Genomic DNA, 17,801 nt, shown 5'->3' on the forward strand with positions numbered 1-17,801 from the left:
GGTGACGGTGGTGGCGGCGATGGCGGCGGCTCCGGTGACGGTGGTGGGTCCGGCGATGGCGGCACAACCGGTGGTCAAGGCGGCGCTGGCCTCGACTGATTAGGCTGCAGAACGATCAAAGGGCGCGATTACACGCGCCCTTTCCTATGTCGGTTTCTCGAAACCAGAATTCGATAAGCTGTTTGAACTCAGCTTCTTCCGTATACGCCAACCCATCTACGCGGCTGCTTGGGATCCTGCATACGCAGGAACAGATATTGTGTCGCAGACCAGGGTTTAATCTTATTGGTCAGGTTATCTAAGACAAGATCACCCTGGCCAGAACGATAAACCAAAACTGCATGAGCGTTCCGACGCGTATCCAGTACGGTAGCGATAAGCAGTTTACTGGGATCTATACCTGCCCTGATCAAATCTCTCTTTTTAAGCAGTGCGAAGTCCTCGCAATCTCCGCCCAGAGATGTTGGAAGCGCCCAGCGTTCACGCGTTTTGTACTGCGATTGATCACTCACCGAACGTGTCGAAGCGTTGACCTGCCGGTTGATTTGTTTGACCAGACGCAATTCCTGATGACTGGGAAGCGAAATCGCAGCCTTTTTTGCACAAGCCCAAGTGTATTGCCGGCAAAGTTGCTGAGCCCCGGCCGGTGGCGGTGACGCTGCCACGCTTGGAATAAAGGCAGTTTCTGCCGCGTTCGCGTTTGTTCCTGCGACGACCGATCCACAAACCAGCGCAACAAGCCCAATGGTCCGGGCTGAACCCGCAGCAGCGCGCACAACTAAAGCGTCAAACTTGATGCCGAACGATTTCATGCCTGTTCCTCAATCCATGACCAACGATTGATTGCAGAAGGCCAAGACCATTATCAGTTTCGGGAGCTTATCCGTAAACAGCTAGGCCAGTGCAATCTTAGCTCAGGTTGGGAGGCAAAAGCGGCGGAAATTCGTCACTCAATATGGCCATTTCTGCTCAAGAAAGTGGCATCAAAGGACACAATCTGTGATAGAGCGACCGCTCAATCAGAGGTAATGCGTCCTACAAGCATTTGATTAAAAGTATATTTTTCAACTTAAGAACCACCCTGTGCATGGCAAGGGTGGCTCTATACGTCAATTAAGTGGCAGATGCCTCCACAATCTTGACGGCTCAATGTTTTTACTCGGATTCGACTGTACAAACCGAGGTGATTCTCATTCAGTGATCTCTACAACAACCAGTTCACGTTCACTTGCCCCGCGAGCGTGATCCAGCGCTTTCTGGTATTCAGGTGAGTGGTAGCAATCCACAGCTGCGTCAACCGACGGGAAACGAGCGACAACATTTCGAGGTCGCTCTTTTCCTTCCAACTGAACATAGCGGGCTGCGCGCGCGATGAATTCACCACCGTGTTTCGCGATCGCCGGACCAGCCAGCTCTGCGTATTTTCCATAGGCCTCGGTGTCAGTCACCGTGACATGTGCGATCCAGAGTGCTGCCAATTTATCCTCCCAATACCTGTTCTGCGGCTTTGATCGCTGCATCGGAATTGGATGCATCTTTGCCACCGCCCTGTGCCATATCGGGGCGACCACCGCCGCCCTTGCCACCCAATTCAGCTACGGCTGCCTTGACCAGATCAACTGCGGAAACCGTGTCGGTCAGATCTGGGGTCACACCCGCAGCCACCGCTGCTTTGCCACCCGCGTCGGCGATCAGCAGCACTGCCCCCGAACCCAAACGCGCTTTGTGTTCATCGATTAGTGCGGGCAGATCCTTGCCGGAAACACCGCTCAATGCCTGCGCAAGGAACTTTACGCCATTCACATCCCGGGCTTCACTATTGCCACCAGAACCAGGTCCACCGGCCATAGCAAGGTCACGGCGCAGCTGCGCAACTTCGTTTTGCAGCGCCTTACGTTCCTCCAGAAGGGACTTCACGCGTCCGACGACATCATCGGGCTGTGCTTTAAGCTCCAGCGCAACCTGAGCAACGCGTTGATCCTGAGCGGACAGATATTTGAACGCTTCGTCACCGGTCAGGGCTTCGATCCGGCGCACACCTGCACTGCTGGCACTGTCACCAAGCACAACGAAAGTGCCGATATCGCCCGTCTGGCGAACATGCGTTCCGCCACACAATTCGATCGACCAGGTCTCGCCATCATGCCCTTTGCCCGTAGGCGCCTTGCCCATTGACACAACGCGAACTTCATCGCCGTACTTTTCGCCAAACAGGGCCTGAGCACCGAGTTCGCGCGCATCGTCCGGAGTCATAATACGTGTTTCAACAGTTGAGTTTTGGCGAATGAAGTCATTCACCTCCCGCTCAACCTTTTTGACTTCTTCAAGCGTCAATGCCTTGGAATGGCTGAAGTCAAATCGTAGACGATCCGCGGCATTCAGCGAACCACGCTGTGCTACATGATCTCCCAATGTCTCCCTCAACGCCTCATGCAGCAAGTGTGTGGCCGAGTGGTTTGCCCGAATGGCGGTCCGGCGTGTATGATCGACCTCAAGTTCCACTGCATCACCCTTACCGATGGTGCCGTGATCAACAGTGATTTTATGCGCGTAGACCTTGCCATCTGCAAATTTTCTGGTGTCATCGACGCGGGCGATATCATTGCGATCCTCCAGGCGACGAATTTCACCGGTGTCGCCGATCTGACCACCCGCTTCCCCATAGAATGGCGTCTGATTGACAATCAGCCAACCGCTGCCACCCTTTTCGATTTTGTCGACCAGCGCACCATCAACGACCAGCGCAGCCACCTGCCCTTCGGCTTTTTCGGTGTCGTAGCCAAGGAAGTCTGTTGCGCCTGCCGTATCCAGAATATCGAACCAGACGGCCTGATCTGCGGATTCACCCGAACCGGCCCATGCCGCACGAGCCTTGGCCTTTTGTTCGGCCATCGCAGCATCAAAGCCATCTGTATCGACGGTGCGACCCTTTTCGCGCAAGGCATCCTGTGTCAGGTCCAGCGGAAATCCGTACGTGTCATATAGTTTGAATGCAGCATCCCCGGGCAGCGCCTCGCCTTCCGACAAACCGGAAACTTCGTCGTCCAGCAGTTTCAGACCGCGATCAAGGGTCTGCTTAAAGCGGGTTTCTTCCAGCAGCAACGTCTCTTCGATCAAAGCCTGCGCCTGGCCGAGTTCCGAGTATTGCGCACCCATCAACTGCACCAAGGTTGGCACCAACTGATACATCACCGGATCCTTTGCACCCAGCAGATGTGCGTGGCGCATGGCACGGCGCATGATCCGACGCAGAACATAGCCACGCCCGTCATTCGAAGGCATGACCCCATCAGCAATCAGGAAAGATGTCGACCGCAGGTGGTCTGCAATCACACGATGGTGCACGTTCTGATCCCCATAGGGATCGACATTAGTGACATCTGCCGAAGCCTCGATCAGTGTCTTGAACAGATCGGTGTCGTAGTTGTCGTGGCTCCCCTGAAGCAAGGCACCGATCCGCTCGAGCCCCATACCGGTATCGATCGACTGCATGTCGAGTTCCACCATCGAGCCGTCTTCGAACTGCTCGTTCTGCATGAAAACGATATTCCATATCTCGATGAAGCGGTCACCGTCTTCTTCGGCCGAACCCGGAGGGCCACCCCAGATGTGGTCGCCGTGGTCATAGAAAATCTCGGTGCATGGTCCGCAAGGCCCGGTTGGCCCCATCTGCCAGAAGTTATCGCTGGTAGAGATACGAATGATCCTGTCCTTGGGAACACCGACCTTTTTCCAGATTTCGAACGCTTCGTCGTCAGTATGATACACAGTGGTCAGCAGTCGGTTCTTGTCGATGCCGAATTCCTTGGTGATCAACTCCCAGGCAAATGGGATCGCCTCGGGCTTGAAGTAATCACCGAACGAGAAGTTGCCGAGCATTTCAAAGAAGGTGTGGTGACGAGCCGTATAACCTACATTGTCCAGGTCATTGTGCTTGCCGCCTGCACGCACACATTTTTGCGCCGTCGTGGCACGCTGATAGTCGCGTGTCTCGACACCAGTGAACAGGTTCTTGAACTGCACCATGCCTGAGTTGACGAACATCAGGGTCGGGTCGTTGCGCGGCACAAGCGGGCTGGACGCGACCACTTCGTGCCCTTGCTTGGCAAAGTAGTTCAGAAAGGTTGAGCGGATATCGTTCAGCGTTGGCATAAGGCTCTCTCAGCGCGCATTCAAATTGTTCTGCGAAGGTTTATCCCCGTCCCCCCGGATAGTCCACAGCATTGGGACCACTAACGAAACAAGGCGGCCCAATTGGACCGCCTTGAGCAAATTGCAGTGGTTCTAACGTCCCCAAAAGGACAGTTAGGCCTCCAGGATATCATCTTCCTCAGCGTTCGGGGGCATGTCGAAATCAAGCCCGTGCGCGGCACGAATCTTATCCTCGATCTCTAGCGCAGCGCGGCTGTTGTCGCGCAGGTATTGCTTGGCGTTCTCACGCCCCTGCCCGATCCGTTCATCGCCATAACTGAACCACGAACCCGACTTTTCGACCACACCTGCTTTTACGCCAAGATCCAGCAGTTCGCCCATTTTCGAGATGCCTTCGCCGTACATGATGTCGAATTCAACTTGTTTGAACGGCGGTGCAACCTTGTTTTTAACGACCTTCACTCGGGTCTGGTTGCCAACAACCTCATCGCGATCCTTGATCGCGCCAATTCGGCGAATGTCCAGACGAACCGAGCTGTAGAACTTCAGAGCATTACCACCGGTCGTCGTCTCCGGGCTGCCGAACATCACGCCGATCTTCATCCGAATTTGGTTGATGAAGATCACCATACAGTTTGAGCGGCTGATCGAGCCGGTCAGCTTACGCATCGCCTGGCTCATCAAGCGGGCCTGAACGCCCACATTACTGTCGCCCATGTCGCCTTCGAGTTCGGACTTGGGTGTCAGAGCCGCGACCGAGTCGACCACGACCATGTTGACCGCGCCCGAACGCACCAGCGTATCAGTAATTTCCAGTGCCTGTTCGCCGGTATCGGGCTGAGAAATCAGAAGTTCATCCAGATCGACACCCAACTTACGGGCATATTGAGGGTCTAGTGCATGCTCCGCATCCACGAAGGCACAGACCCCACCGCGCTTTTGCTGCTCAGCAATACAATGCAGCGTCAGCGTCGTCTTACCCGAGCTTTCCGGCCCGTAAATTTCAACAATTCGACCCATCGGCAAACCGCCGATACCCAGCGCAATGTCCAGCCCCAGTGAACCGGTCGAGCTCGCGTCGATATCTTGCTTGGCATCTTCGCCAAGCTTCATGATCGAGCCTTTTCCAAACTGTCGTTCAATCTGTGCCAGCGCGCTGTCGAGCGCCTTTTGCTTGTCTGCGTTTTTCTTATCGCTCATCGTCAGAAGATCCGCCATTGTCCTGTCGCCTTCTCTTTTGTCACACCCTTGATCGGGCGGCAATCGCTGCTTTGTTCGCCTCTTGTTCCTTATGGGACCAAAAAGTGAACATTTCAATAAAAACTTTATGGAGCCACTGTTCTTCAAAGGAGTTAAGGAGTCGTTTACAGCCACGTTTCCCTTGATTTCACGGCTAGCGCAGAGGGTAAGGCTTAAGAATTAAGAGCTAATTTTCAGAGCAATGCCCCTGTCAGCAAAGACGCAGAGTGATCACTTGGATTTACCGCGGGTTCTGCCAACACAAAATCTCAGACACCACATAAGCGACCCCATGAACTGGATATCGGACAACGTTTGAACGCCACTCATTGTTCACCCATGGGAAACATTACCTCAAAACACCCCCTATTTTCGATACAGCCACTATGCAGATACGCATCCGAAAAATTTGGCCCTTGGCCATTCAAACCGAACAATAGTGATCAAATTCGCATACTTTCAGTCCTCGACACTTATGATGGAGGTATAAAACTGCGGCTTCATTGGGAAATAATCTACCGCGTTAAAGAAAGTGAGGATAAAACATCGTCACTATATTTTACTGGATTCTGATACCCATTTAGCGTCGTAATGATCGGGTTATTAAGGTTGGAGTACTATCGTGCATTCTTCGAATGGCGTTGTCGGCAGTCAGGATGAGACCGGCGACTTCATAAATATCTGGCTACTTCTGCGTCGTAACCTGAAGGCCATCGCAATATTGGTTGTTGTCACCGTTGCGCTTACAGCCATTTACATGTCGTCGATCCCGGATCGATATCAAACCAAAGCACAGATGGTGCTGGCCGTATCAGAGACACGTTTCAGTGAAGCGACCGGCCGTATGGAGACCTTTGAATTTGGCCGCGCAAGCGTCGAAACAGAACTGGCCAAGCTTCGTTCCAGAGACTTCGCGGAGCAGGTCGCCGAGCAACTAAGCTTATTTGACAACAGCAGCTTCGTTAACAACATCAGCAAAAGTACGGGCCTTCCGATCCCGAAAGAGATCCACCGCGAAGCCGTAATCGACAAGGTCCTTAGCTCCTACAGCGTATCCCGTGCCGGAGAGAGCCACGCAGTTACCGTTGAAGGACGTTCGACCGATCCGGTACTGGCCGCAAGTTTGGCGAACACTGTCATTTCCGTCTATATTGAGAACGAGTTGAGTGGACGCGTCGCTCGTTTGGAAAAGTTCATTTCTGACCTGAAGCGGCGCGTCGGACTACTTGGCGAAGAGCTCACTCAAGCTGAAGCAGAACTCGCCGAGTTCATACGCAACGACAGTTTGGACGACGACCAGGTCATGGTGCGTCTCAGAAGCAACGTGGAGCGGGAGAAAGCGATTCTATCTGCCGGTATCGAACAGGGAATTTCGGTAGAAGAAGAACAGATTCTGCGGGCACGCGTCGCGGAAGCTGAAGAAAAACTGCAAGTGCGCACACGCTCGGAACTTTCTCTCCTCCGCAAAGAGCGTGAGATCGAACTTCTGCGTTCGAGGTTTCAGACGGCAATAGACAACCTGAATCTGCTTGAGACACGCATCGGACAGGTTGAGGAAGGTACTGTGCAGGTCTCAGTCGCGCGTGTTCCCATTTCACCTTATGCGCCTAACCGGGTACTCGCATCGCTACTGGCTGGCATGATGTCGATTATTCTGGGCTTTATTGTCGCCTTGGTTCGGGAAGGTTTGGATCGAACCATCAGAAATGAACAGCAGATACTCAAAGCTACCGGGCTGCGAAATCTTGGCTACTTCACCAAGCAAATTAGCTCAGATGCCAACTCTGAGCACGTAATCGAGGATCTGCTGAACAACCCGCGATCCCCTCTGGCCGAGGCCGCCCGCGGCGTGTTGACTAACTGTATCAAATTTCAGGATGCGAAGATCATCCTGATTACTTCCGGCCTCCCGAACGAGGGGAAATCCCTCGTCAGTTCGGTGCTTGCTGCGTCTGCTGCAGCCGATGGTATGGACACGCTGCTGATCGATCTCGACACACATCGACGAGGGTCTACCAAACTGCTGTTTTCAAACCCTGATGACGTGCAGCGATCTGACATCTACGGTGACAACCTGATTGTGCAACCGGTGCCGATCGCGGCTCAAGCAGCGGGTACTCTGGACCTGATTACTGTCGAGTCTCCCACCCGCGAACTCACAGATGCTGCCGACAACAAACTGAGAAAGCTTCGAGATGCGCTCACTGCAAGGTACGACCTGATTGTGATCGATACTCCTCCGGCGCTGATTTTGGATGAGGTTTATCGCAATGATGCATTGGTAGATGCGGTATTGCTGGTCGCGCGTTGGGGAAAAACCAGACAAGACGCCTTTGGGACCGTCGCTCGACGCCTTTCTCTCGCCGGTTTCAACGTTTTGGGGACAATTCTAAATGACGTGGACCCCAAGAAATTCCGTTGGATCGGTTACGATGGATACTACGGGAGCTACGACGACTACTAATCCACCTTCAACGAGTGATCTTGTGGCTGTCCGGCCCAGGATCACTGGAAACCCAGCGGCTCGTGAGACCGCAAACCACAATTTCTCACGCGATTTGTAAAACCATTGGTGATCAGTATCAGTATTCGGAGTGTCAATTGATGGAACGCAAAGCTGAACCCCAGCTTCGACAAGGACTACTCATTGTTGTTATCGCTCTCGGCGCTGCGGTCATTCAGTCCGTCTTTCAGCTGTCGGATGTGTTTTTGTCAAAGGACTCAATAGGCTACATTAATGCAGAAGCTTATCGAGGTGTCGTCTATCCAGCGTTCCTCGACATGTTTGAGTCTCTGGCGCATCCGCTTCGCGCCGCGGTGATTGCTCAGACTTGGTTGTTTTCGATTGCTGCAGCTGTGCTTGCGGTCACATTTGCAAAGTTCTCAGGAAAGCCAAATTTGGGCTTGGTCCTGATCCTGTTACTCATCGTCAACCCGATGACTTACTATTTTAATAACAGCATCTTAACGGAGTCCCTATTCCAGAGCTCACTCTGCCTGTTTTTAGCGGCCGTCATACGCTTGTGCTATAAATTGGACTGGAAGTCTTGCGCGTTGCTGGGCCTGTCTGCTGGCCTGATGGTTATCAGCCGCCCCGTTGGATATGCTGCTTTGCCAGCACTGGTTGTGACTTTGATTGCCAGCGGATTTCTGAACCACAAAAAAATCTGGAAAGCCGCTGTAGTTTCAGTTGCCAGCGTGGTTCTCGTACTGGCAGCTGAAAAGTTCGCTTATGCTCTCTATCAGGATGCCGAGCGTGAAAGTGTTCTTGGAAACGTGCTGTTTTCCAAAAGTGGTGTCATTTCGGCGGGCCAAAGCCCCTATCCTGTCGAAGATCCGCGGACCGAGATCTGGAACTTCCTTGAATACGGCGAAGCACAGGCAGCGAGAGAGGCTATCGCTAAAGCTCCACCAGGCCACATCTCGTTTTTTATCCTGCATGGATACGAGGCTGACATGCTGTTCAGGTACAAGAAAGACGAACTGGCTGCCTTGGCCGAACAAGCCGGTCGACCTCAGCGCCAGTTGATGGGCGAAATTGGGGCGGAAAGGCTTAAGCGGAACATTTCTGGCTTCTTGTCTCTACCGCTCAAGCACTACATCGCGCACTGGCAACCATTCTACTACGCGATTTCACAAGAAGAGATCGACGACTACATTGCAGTCAACTCGCCGCTACCCATGGACAATGCCTCTGGCCGCTTTAACAGAGATGTCTATACGCCACCCTACGCAACAGCAATTCACATCGTACTGGCGATCGGCTGGGTGATTTCCGTAACAATACTTGTGCTGTCGGTGCTTTGTTTCGGAAAAAACTGGAATGGACGGCGAATGCTAACCTGTGCAGGCTTAGCTGTTCTTTTGCTGCACGGATTGCTGTTATTGTCTTCAATAGTATCGATCGCTGCGGTTCGCTATCTCGCGGTTCTTTGGCCTATCGTCGCTGTCGTCATGTGCGCTGGTGTTGTTTTGATTTTAGAGCTGAAGGTGTCGGGGCGGCAGGCTGCGGAACCTGATCCTGGATTGAGCAGTTAGAACTATTTGTAAATTGCATGTGTCTGTCTCTGTCGAGAAGTCTGTTTCAGATGGCACCTGTGGTAAAAAGTGAAAGAGTTGAGGTATGAAAAAAGCTGGTTTTCGGGACTATGTCTCGCTTGCGCGAATAGACCATTGGTTCAAAAACATATTTATCCTCCCGGGCGCGATACTTGCATGGATCATGGGAGCGCAGGTCGACGCGGGTATTCTTGTAAATCTGCTGATCGGCATATTTTCGATATGCTTGATCGCGTCTGCCAACTACACGATCAATGAATGGCTGGACCGTGAGTTTGATCGCCATCATCCACTTAAGAAAGAAAGAGCCTCTGTTGTAACAGATGTGGACGGGCGCATCGTGTTTTTGCAATGGGCCGGTCTGAGCGTCGTAGGGCTTGTTCTGGCTTACTCAATCAATTTCCCCTTCTTTCTGACGGCCCTCGCCCTTTTGATCATGGGGGTCATTTACAACGTCAAACCTATTCGATCCAAAGACCGGGCATATCTTGATGTACTGAGTGAGGCGATCAACAACCCAATCCGGTTCTTTGCCGGATGGTACATTCTCGTCCCGCCAATCGTGGCCCCGTCCAGCGTCTTGATCTCATATTGGTTTGGCGGTGCATATCTTATGGCGATCAAGCGTTTTGCCGAGTATCGAACAATCGATGACCCCAGTCGCGCAGCGCTCTATCGTGCATCCTTCAAGAACTATGATGAATCAAAGCTGCTAGTTTCCGCAGTAGTCTATGCGATCCTCTCGACTGCATTTCTCGGAGTGTTCCTGACGAAGTACAAGGTAGAATTGCTTCTATCGCTACCTTTCGTGGCTATGCTGTTCGGGCGTTACCTGTTTGTTGGGCTCGCGAAGGACTCCATCGCACAAGCGCCCGAGAACCTGTATAAACAAAAGGGATTGGTTGCTCAGGTTCTGATACTGGTTGTCGTTATGTTCGTCCTTTTGCAGATAAAACTGCCCTTCCTTGAAGAGATGCTGGAAATCAAAGCTGTAGGCACTTGAATGACGCGTCAGAGGCCAACGTTCATTTTGCTTCCACTGAACTTTATCGGCGGGCTCATAGCGCTGGGTGTACATCTGGTCGTTATGTCCCTGCTGATCATGTTCACCGAGATAAATGCGGTGGTGGCCAGCGTGATTGGCTTCTTTTGCGCAATACCTGTGAACTATATATTTCAGCGAAAGATAGTGTTTCGATCGTCGGCCAGAGTCGGCCTTCAGTTTTTGACCTACACCAGCGTTACGATGATATCGGCTGTGTTGAATGCCATTTTATTTGCCGGGTTGTGGAAAATTCTGCAGCCGAACTATATCTTGACTCAGATAATCGTAACCGCGGTCATTTTCTTGCTGAATTTTTTTGTCAACAAGAACATCACATTCGCGCGGAGACGCTAACATGACTTCTGCGCATCTATCCTCTGTTCCAGCTACAGCGCCTGATCTGGTTGTCTTTGACCTCGACCAGACGATTACAACAAATGACACATACGTATACTTTCTACTGAGCGTTCTGCGCAAAAGACCCTGGCGCCTGGTCTATTGCATTCCCCTGCCCTTTGCCGTCGCGATGCATAAGATGGGTCTCCGGAACAACACGTGGCTCAAGAGAGTTTTTCTGCGTGCTATCTGTGGCGGATGTGAACGTGAATTCGTTGAACAGCTTGGTGACGACGTCGCCGGACGTGTGATCTCGAAAAAGCTCAGACCCGGCGCTATTCCGGTGTTGGAGAGACACAAAAATCGCGGTGATCGGATAGCCATCGCAACGGCGAGCATTGATATCTACGCCCTCGCAATTGCCGAGAGACTGGGCATTGATAAGGTAGACGTGCTTTGCACACAGGCACAGTGGAACGGAAGTAAACTGACCGGCGATCTGGCCTCACAAAACCTTTATGGTTCGAACAAGACGCGAGCGGTACAGAATTGGGCAGAGTCTGCAGGTCGTTCCGATATTGATGTGGCCTACAGCGACCACCATTCGGATTTTTCATTACTTGAATCCGCCAGGCACGGTGTTGCTGTTAATCCGAATGATCGCCTGATGAAGCTGGCGTCCGAAGCCGATTTAGAAGTAGTTGATTGGAATGTGATTGGTTAAGAAATGGTTGATGTTGCTCAAAGTTTAGAACTCGGATCGTCTGCTACCTGTTGGTTATGCGGACAGCACACGTTGGTAACGGTGCGCGAAAGTAGTCTTCCCCAAGATATATCAAAGGATAATTTTAAGATCTCCAATTCAGACTATGGAGTTACAGCATCTATAGATCGCTGCTCCAATTGCGGGTTCCATCAGTGCACCGACATGATGGATGTTCTTCAGTTTTATGAAGACATGGACGATCCCGGATATGAAGAAACGCGCGAACAACGCGCGTTGCAGGAACGTGCGCTTTTGAAATGCTTGCCGCAACCGACCGCAAGCAAACCACTGCGCTTGCTCGATGTGGGTGCCGGTTCAGGTATTCTTGTCGAAGAGGCTCTTGAAATGGGATTTGATGCGATTGGTGTTGAGCCATCGCAGAGCCTGCAGGAAACAGCAAATGACCTTGGCATTCCTGTTCTGAAGGGCGTACTTCCACATCCTGAAATCTCGGGGAAATTTGATCTCATTACCATCGTGGACGTGATCGAACACGTCCCCGATCCGGTAGGCCTCATAGCGACGGCTGCAGAGTTGTTGTCCGAGAATGGTACTTTGATCGTTGTTACGCCCGACCGCCTATCATTGGTCGCAAGGCTGATGGGACGCCGGTGGTGGCATTACCGTGTCGCGCATATCGGCTATTTTGATCCCAAAACTCTTAACTTTGCGCTCGAGAGAGCGAACCTAAGACAGACAGAATTCCGTCGACCGACCTGGTACTTTCCGATCAACTACTTGGTGGAAAGAACGCTTAGCTATTTTCCGAAATGGATGCGTTTCAAGTTCCCTGACTTTATCGGTCAGCTCGTTGTCCCGTTAAATCTTCGAGATTCAATGATCGTCGGAGCGCAGAAAATTTCAAAAGACTGAGCTTGCATGCTCAAGTGTTCAGTCACTAACATTTTCAGTCTGATGGGATGTCGCGCTCATGTATAGTTCATTTCGGTTCCTTAGAAACCCGCGCCCGTGTTCGCAGGAACGGTCTGGGCTTCTCTTTCGTGGTTTGCTTCTCATTCTGCTTTACACCCCGGCCAACTTAGCTCTCGCCGAGGATAATGTCGGACAAAAAACCTTCCCACCCCAGCTTCCGGATGGTCAACAACGGGCATTTCCTACTGCCGAAGGACACGGCGCAGCCGCCAAAGGGGGTCGTGGTGGCCGAGCTATCTATGTAACGAATACAGATGAGTTTGGCCCGGGATCTTTGCGGGATTGTATTCAGGATCGCGGACCAAGAACCTGTATCTTCAGGGTCAGCGGAACCATTGTTTTAGAAAGACAGTCACTGGTTGCTGTAAATCCGTACCTGACAATAGCAGGTGAAACTGCTCCCGGCGGTGGCATCGCAATTCGCAATGGCCCCCTTCAATTGCGCCCTTCGTTGGAAATCCACACCCATGACGTAATTGTCCGGCATGTGCGTATTCGTCCCGGCCCCCATGAAGTAAAATCATGCTGCTCGGGTGCAATCGGAGTATATACCCGAGCAAGCCGCGACATCATCTTCGACCATATTTCGGCCAGCTGGGGCAGCGACGAAACGATGGACTCCGAGTTTGCCGAACGGCTGACTGTACAATGGAGCATCTTCAGCGAACCGTTATTGAGTGGTGGTCCCGGCAAAAGCAATCGCGCTCGCAACATGCTTCTGACCAAAGGTGGCAACTTCAGCGTTCATCACAACCTGTTTTCTCATAGCATTTTCAGAAACCCACAGATTTCACCGCAGGAACCGGGAACGACCATCGAGATCGTGAACAACCTGATGTACTCGCCGCGATGGCAATACGTGGTCGCACTCGACAATCACTGGGTTGAAGTGGCGGCAAATATTATCGGAAACCTGAAGCTCACGGGCAAGAACATAGCTTCAGACCAGCTGGTGCATCTATTCGACGGTGGCGAACACGGTTACCGGCTGTTTCTGAAAGACAACATCGACGAAGACAATCGCGCGGACAGTAGCCTGCCCGAAGAGCTTGTTCTGGCTCCAGAACATCGAGAATACGTGGTCGATACACCAGTCGTAACACCGTTAGTCGAAGCTGATCCGGCGTCATCTGTGTACGAAACAGTCTTGCAAAACGCGGGAGCGACACGCCCTGAGAGAGACAGTGTTGACGAACGCGTTCTCGATGAAGTTCGGGCGCGTTCCGGTCGCATACTCAAAAGAAATCCTGAAAAAGTAGGCGGATGGCCCGAGCTGATCAGCACCGTGCCATATGACGATCTAGATCAGGACGGCATCGCTGATGACTGGGAGCGGGACAAGGGACTGAACCCCGAAGATCAAAGTGACGGAGCACTCGATCGCGATGGTGACGGTTGGACAAATCTGGAAGAGTTTCTTCATGAATTGGCCGGCGACGGTGTAGGAATGTAAGTAACGGGTCAATCACGGTAAATTTGTTAGTGTTCCGTGAACGAGATGCCGCCTGTTTATGATTGAGAGTAGAAGAGATGACGAAAGGAGCACTTAGTCTTAACCGGCCCAAAACGTCGCTTGAACAAGCTGAGCTTTTTTGCGCCGTTCTGGGGGTTTTGTTTAGCACTTTCATCTCATTTCGCGCTCCATTCATCCTCTTCACCGCCAGTGATTTCTTTTTGACCGTATCTCTGATGTTGCGGTGTACGCGCAGCATTCCCAAATTCCCTATCCATTCGGCTACCTCAATGTGGATGCTGGGTGTTGGTATGGTCGTTGCGGGGTTGCTGATCGGAGGCATTGCCCACGGCAATCCTGAGAATGCCTTTGTTGTAATCGTACAGTATTTCTTTTCACTGGTTTTGCTTCCGCTGGCGATACTAGGCCGCCCCTATAAAGAGGCTGTATTGCTGGCAAAGGTCGGAGTCGTCTCAATTGGGCTCAATTGTCTGATCGGCATGATCGCCTATGCCGTCGGATATTCAACCAAGGAAGGTCGGCAATTCATATTGGTAAGTGGAAACAGACGGGTTACAGGGCTTGTGGACAACCCCAACGGCTTGGCTGGCCTTATTGTTTTGTGGTTCCCAATTCTGTGGTATCTGGGCCTCGCACGAGCGTTCCGACCGGCTGTTTTTCTGGGCTGCTTCGCACTGACGTTCATAACATTGATCTTCACAAGCTCGAACTCCAGCCTTGCGGGCGCCTTCATCTGCGCCCTTATCTATTTGCTATTACTAGGTAAATTCAAAGTCTTCCTGATATGGACGACAGCTATCACTTGCATTGTTGCAATCGGTTTACGATGGGCTGAACTCATTCTTCCCCCTACTTTCAGGAGAAGAGTGCTGACACCAATCTTAGAAGGTGATCTGCAGGAAGCAGGTACATTCGATGACCGTGCAGACCTCATGGTCGAAGCATGGCGGCTTCTCCCGGACTATATGTTAATAGGCATGGGCGGTGGTCGATATCGCGAGGTCAGCGCTGATAATATTTCCGTGCATAACCTGTACCTTCTGCTCGCAAACGAAGGTAGTTTGATGGCCTTGTTCGGCCTGGCGTTGATCTTTCTGGCCGCGATAGTCTCCGCTTTGCTGGTAAAGTCAGATACGCCACACAAAGCACTGGGCCGTGCCACAGTAATCACGATAACTCTGACATTTGCGGCACTGGCAATGAACTTCACTCATGTCTATCAGAGAGGGATTCTGGTCCCTTGGATTGTGTCGATAGGTCTACTTTCAGTCCACAGAATGGCGCATAGCCGACAATGACTGAGCCCCTCACTGATATTTCGCACTTCTGAGCACAATACTGCCCGGAATGGTCCACCTGACCCGCCCCACATTCAGGCCCAACTAGCTGAGTTGCTGAAGCACCGCTTCGGTCAATTGGTTAAGGGAAAACGGTTTGGGCAGAAATGTCGAATTGGGAAGCTCGGGCCCTGAGTCACCAAATGCACCTTCAGTGTATCCAGACATGAACACCACTCGGACATCGGGTCGTGTTTCCATCGCCTTTTTGACCCAAGTCGGCCCGTCCATGCCCGGCATTACAACATCAGTAACAAACACATCCACGTTCAACTCGGAATCTTCCAGCAACTTCAACGCATCTTCTGCGGATTCCGCCTCAAGCACAGTGAAACCCTTGAGGCGTAACGCCCGCGTGGCAAAGGCACGCACCGGCGCTTCGTCCTCGACCAAAAGAACCACCCCTTCGCCCTGACGCGATGAATGAACATCCGGAGTGTTCTGCTCGCTCATTTCGGTGCTTTCTCTCGCTGCACAAACCGGCAGGAACACGGTAAATTCCGTTCCTTTGCCTGCGATACTGTCAACAAAAATGAAACCGCCGGTCTGTTTCACGATACCGTAGGCGGTCGACAAGCCCAGACCCGTGCCCTCTCCGGTCCTTTTTGTAGTGTAGAACGGTTCGAATACTTTTTGCAGCTTGTCGGCAGGTATGCCGACACCGCTGTCGATGACCTTAACGGTCACATATTCACCAACCGGTACTGTGGCACGATCCCTGGCAATGGCCTGGTTGACGATCAAAACTTCGGTTTCAATTCGGATTTCCCCACCTTCCGGCATTGCGTCACGGGCATTGACGACGAGATTCATCAAAACCTGTTCCAGCTGTCGTTTATCAGCTCGGACTGGCTTGAGAACTGGATCGTGGCTGAGGGTCAGTCTGATCTTTTCCCCCACCAGACGGTTCAACAAATGGATTAGATCCGAAATCGTATCCCGTAGATCAAGCACCTCAGGCCGCAGGGTTTGTTTGCGCGAAAAAGCAAGTAACTGGCTAACCAGCGCGGCTGCTCTGTTTGCGTTTTGGTTGATCTGAACCAGATCACCGTAATTCGGGTCACTCTGATCGTGTCGCAACAACAACAGATCACAATGCCCTGATATCGCTGTCAGTAAGTTGTTGAAATCATGGGCAACGCCGCCAGCAAGCTGCCCTACCGCCTGCATTTTCTGTCCTTGCACGAATTGCGCCTCGAGCGTTTTCAATTCAGTGGCATCATTTAGGACAGCTATAAGCCCCACTTGCCCGTCCGCAATCGTACGGGCAAGTGTGACCTGTACGAAGACTTCTTTGTCCTTCCTACTCAACCGCAGAAATTCCGATCTTGGTACAACGTCTTGCGTTGCGGTCTGTGCCAACCATTCACGAACCGGATGGCCCAAACCGTACATGATGCTTTCGATATTGGTCTCACCGTAGCCTGTCTCTCCAATCAGCTTTGCGGCAAGCCGATTGGTCTCCAGTATCTCTCCGGTTGGTGACAGCCGCATCACCGGAACAGGTAGATCAGCGAACGGAGTGGAATACTGACCTTCCAGCGTCTGCTGAAACGGGATCAGGATTACATCCCTTCCCGATCCATAGCGGCGCACTTCCGAAGCTATTACGCGTGTTTCTCCGTTTGGGGTCTGAATTAGAGCGATTTTTGCCTTGTCCGAAAGCGGTTCGGACAAAATCACATCCAATGCTGCTGGTGCAAACCCGATCAGTTCCCGTGCTGCAACATTCATATCCAGAATAACATCGCTGCGCCCCAAAGTAAGTACGGGCAATGAAATCCTTGCCCATTGACCTTGTTCAGCGATCCTGATGTGCCAGTAAATCAGTCCACCACCAAGAGAGTACGCGGACATCGGAACTGTGCGGCCCTTGGTTACGATGTCTTCGCGTGTTTTTCCCTGCACTTCAGCCAGAGATTGCAGTCGCGTCAGGATCGCGGATGGATTGGCGAAGAGGGATCTCAAACAGACATCCAGCCGTGTTCCAGCAACAGCGTTGAACCTGTTTTTTGCAGACCTGTTTGCCACAAGAATGTCGCCCTGAGCATCGGCGATGAAACAAGGCTCATCCTCATTTTCAACAAAGGTTGCGAGGAGTGCTTTGACTTGCTGCGATGAGCGAACTGCAATCCACTCTTTTAGGGTGACGGCCGCCGTTGCCACCAACACAGACACACCGATGATCAGAATTATCGGATTCCAATTGGCAGGAAGCACTTCAAAGACTGGAAGAGCGCAAATCAGTACGGCGAGCACAGTTATCGGGACCAGGCGAGTAACATCGGGAAGATGACGGTCGGACAGATCAGGAAACGGTGCAGCGGTATCGGACATCAACAACCTAAATCAGAATTTGCACGCCGATAACGACCTACAATTGGTTAACCGCCGCTTAACGGGATGCCGGCGACGCAATCTTCTATAGGTTGTGTTGTAGAATCTACGCTCTCGTCAAGT

General features: G+C 52.0%; 13 protein-coding genes. 8 read left to right on the plus strand and 5 right to left on the minus strand.

From position 1 onward, the window contains the following. Window positions 1-188: 188 nt before the first annotated feature. The 4 genes from E1297_RS20800 to recA all read right to left on the minus strand — a co-directional run bounded on the left by E1297_RS20800 (window position 189) and on the right by recA (window position 5,370). Window positions 189-812 (minus strand): transglutaminase-like cysteine peptidase, encoded by a 624-nt coding sequence (locus tag E1297_RS20800; RefSeq protein WP_155141850.1) that lies wholly within the window; start codon window positions 810-812, stop codon window positions 189-191. Between the two features lie 378 nt (window positions 813-1,190). Then, entirely contained in the window at window positions 1,191-1,478 is a 288-nt protein-coding gene (locus E1297_RS20805; protein WP_155141852.1) for a DUF1330 domain-containing protein, read from the minus strand. A 1-nt stretch (window position 1,479) separates the two neighbouring features. After that, on the minus strand, window positions 1,480-4,152 hold the full coding sequence (alaS, locus tag E1297_RS20810; RefSeq protein WP_155141854.1) for an alanine--tRNA ligase: 2,673 nt from the start codon (window positions 4,150-4,152) through the stop codon (window positions 1,480-1,482). Window positions 4,153-4,305: 153 nt separating this feature from the next. After that, on the minus strand, window positions 4,306-5,370 hold the full coding sequence (gene recA / locus E1297_RS20815; protein ID WP_155141856.1) for a recombinase RecA: 1,065 nt from the start codon (window positions 5,368-5,370) through the stop codon (window positions 4,306-4,308). Window positions 5,371-6,013: 643 nt separating this feature from the next. Between recA and E1297_RS20820 the strand changes: the two genes are divergently transcribed. From E1297_RS20820 to E1297_RS20855, 8 genes are all read left to right on the plus strand, one after another. After that, window positions 6,014-7,855, plus strand: coding sequence for a Wzz/FepE/Etk N-terminal domain-containing protein (locus tag E1297_RS20820; protein ID WP_155141858.1), 1,842 nt, complete (start codon window positions 6,014-6,016; stop codon window positions 7,853-7,855). A gap of 140 nt (window positions 7,856-7,995) precedes the next feature. Further along, complete coding sequence (locus E1297_RS20825) at window positions 7,996-9,429, plus strand: glycosyltransferase family 39 protein (RefSeq protein WP_155141860.1); 1,434 nt, start codon at window positions 7,996-7,998, stop codon at window positions 9,427-9,429. Between the two features lie 85 nt (window positions 9,430-9,514). After that, window positions 9,515-10,453 (plus strand): UbiA prenyltransferase family protein, encoded by a 939-nt coding sequence (locus E1297_RS20830; RefSeq protein ID WP_155141862.1) that lies wholly within the window; start codon window positions 9,515-9,517, stop codon window positions 10,451-10,453. Continuing rightward, complete coding sequence (locus E1297_RS20835) at window positions 10,454-10,849, plus strand: GtrA family protein (RefSeq protein ID WP_155141864.1); 396 nt, start codon at window positions 10,454-10,456, stop codon at window positions 10,847-10,849. A 1-nt stretch (window position 10,850) separates the two neighbouring features. Beyond that, window positions 10,851-11,555, plus strand: coding sequence for an HAD family phosphatase (locus E1297_RS20840; RefSeq protein ID WP_155141866.1), 705 nt, complete (start codon window positions 10,851-10,853; stop codon window positions 11,553-11,555). A gap of 204 nt (window positions 11,556-11,759) precedes the next feature. After that, complete coding sequence (locus E1297_RS20845) at window positions 11,760-12,470, plus strand: class I SAM-dependent methyltransferase (RefSeq protein ID WP_196223377.1); 711 nt, start codon at window positions 11,760-11,762, stop codon at window positions 12,468-12,470. 58 nt (window positions 12,471-12,528) lie between these two features. Further along, the gene (locus E1297_RS20850) at window positions 12,529-13,983 is read left to right on the plus strand and encodes a pectate lyase (protein WP_155141870.1); all 1,455 of its coding nucleotides are present in this window, start codon (window positions 12,529-12,531) and stop codon (window positions 13,981-13,983) included. Between the two features lie 77 nt (window positions 13,984-14,060). After that, complete coding sequence (locus E1297_RS20855; protein WP_155141871.1) at window positions 14,061-15,302, plus strand: O-antigen ligase; 1,242 nt, start codon at window positions 14,061-14,063, stop codon at window positions 15,300-15,302. 84 nt (window positions 15,303-15,386) lie between these two features. Here the strand turns inward: E1297_RS20855 and E1297_RS20860 are convergent, their stop codons facing one another. Further along, window positions 15,387-17,678: an ATP-binding protein gene (locus E1297_RS20860; protein WP_155141873.1), complete on the minus strand. Its 2,292-nt coding sequence runs from the start codon at window positions 17,676-17,678 to the stop codon at window positions 15,387-15,389. Window positions 17,679-17,801 lie beyond the last annotated feature (123 nt).

This window comes from Roseibium sp. RKSG952 (assembly GCF_009711355.1).

Excerpts from the sequence above, each read along its gene's own strand:
- E1297_RS20800 (WP_155141850.1), bottom strand. The coding sequence starts at position 812 with ATGAAATCGTTCGGCATCAAGTTTGACGCTTTAGTTGTGCGCGCTGCT.
- alaS (WP_155141854.1), bottom strand. The coding sequence starts at position 4,152 with ATGCCAACGCTGAACGATATCCGCTCAACCTTTCTGAACTACTTTGCC.
- recA (WP_155141856.1), bottom strand. The coding sequence starts at position 5,370 with ATGGCGGATCTTCTGACGATGAGCGATAAGAAAAACGCAGACAAGCAA.
- E1297_RS20825 (WP_155141860.1), top strand. The coding sequence starts at position 7,996 with ATGGAACGCAAAGCTGAACCCCAGCTTCGACAAGGACTACTCATTGTT.
- E1297_RS20830 (WP_155141862.1), top strand. The coding sequence starts at position 9,515 with ATGAAAAAAGCTGGTTTTCGGGACTATGTCTCGCTTGCGCGAATAGAC.
- E1297_RS20835 (WP_155141864.1), top strand. The coding sequence starts at position 10,454 with ATGACGCGTCAGAGGCCAACGTTCATTTTGCTTCCACTGAACTTTATC.
- E1297_RS20840 (WP_155141866.1), top strand. The coding sequence starts at position 10,851 with ATGACTTCTGCGCATCTATCCTCTGTTCCAGCTACAGCGCCTGATCTG.
- E1297_RS20845 (WP_196223377.1), top strand. The coding sequence starts at position 11,760 with ATGATGGATGTTCTTCAGTTTTATGAAGACATGGACGATCCCGGATAT.
- E1297_RS20850 (WP_155141870.1), top strand. The coding sequence starts at position 12,529 with ATGTATAGTTCATTTCGGTTCCTTAGAAACCCGCGCCCGTGTTCGCAG.
- E1297_RS20855 (WP_155141871.1), top strand. The coding sequence starts at position 14,061 with ATGACGAAAGGAGCACTTAGTCTTAACCGGCCCAAAACGTCGCTTGAA.
- E1297_RS20860 (WP_155141873.1), bottom strand. The coding sequence starts at position 17,678 with ATGTCCGATACCGCTGCACCGTTTCCTGATCTGTCCGACCGTCATCTT.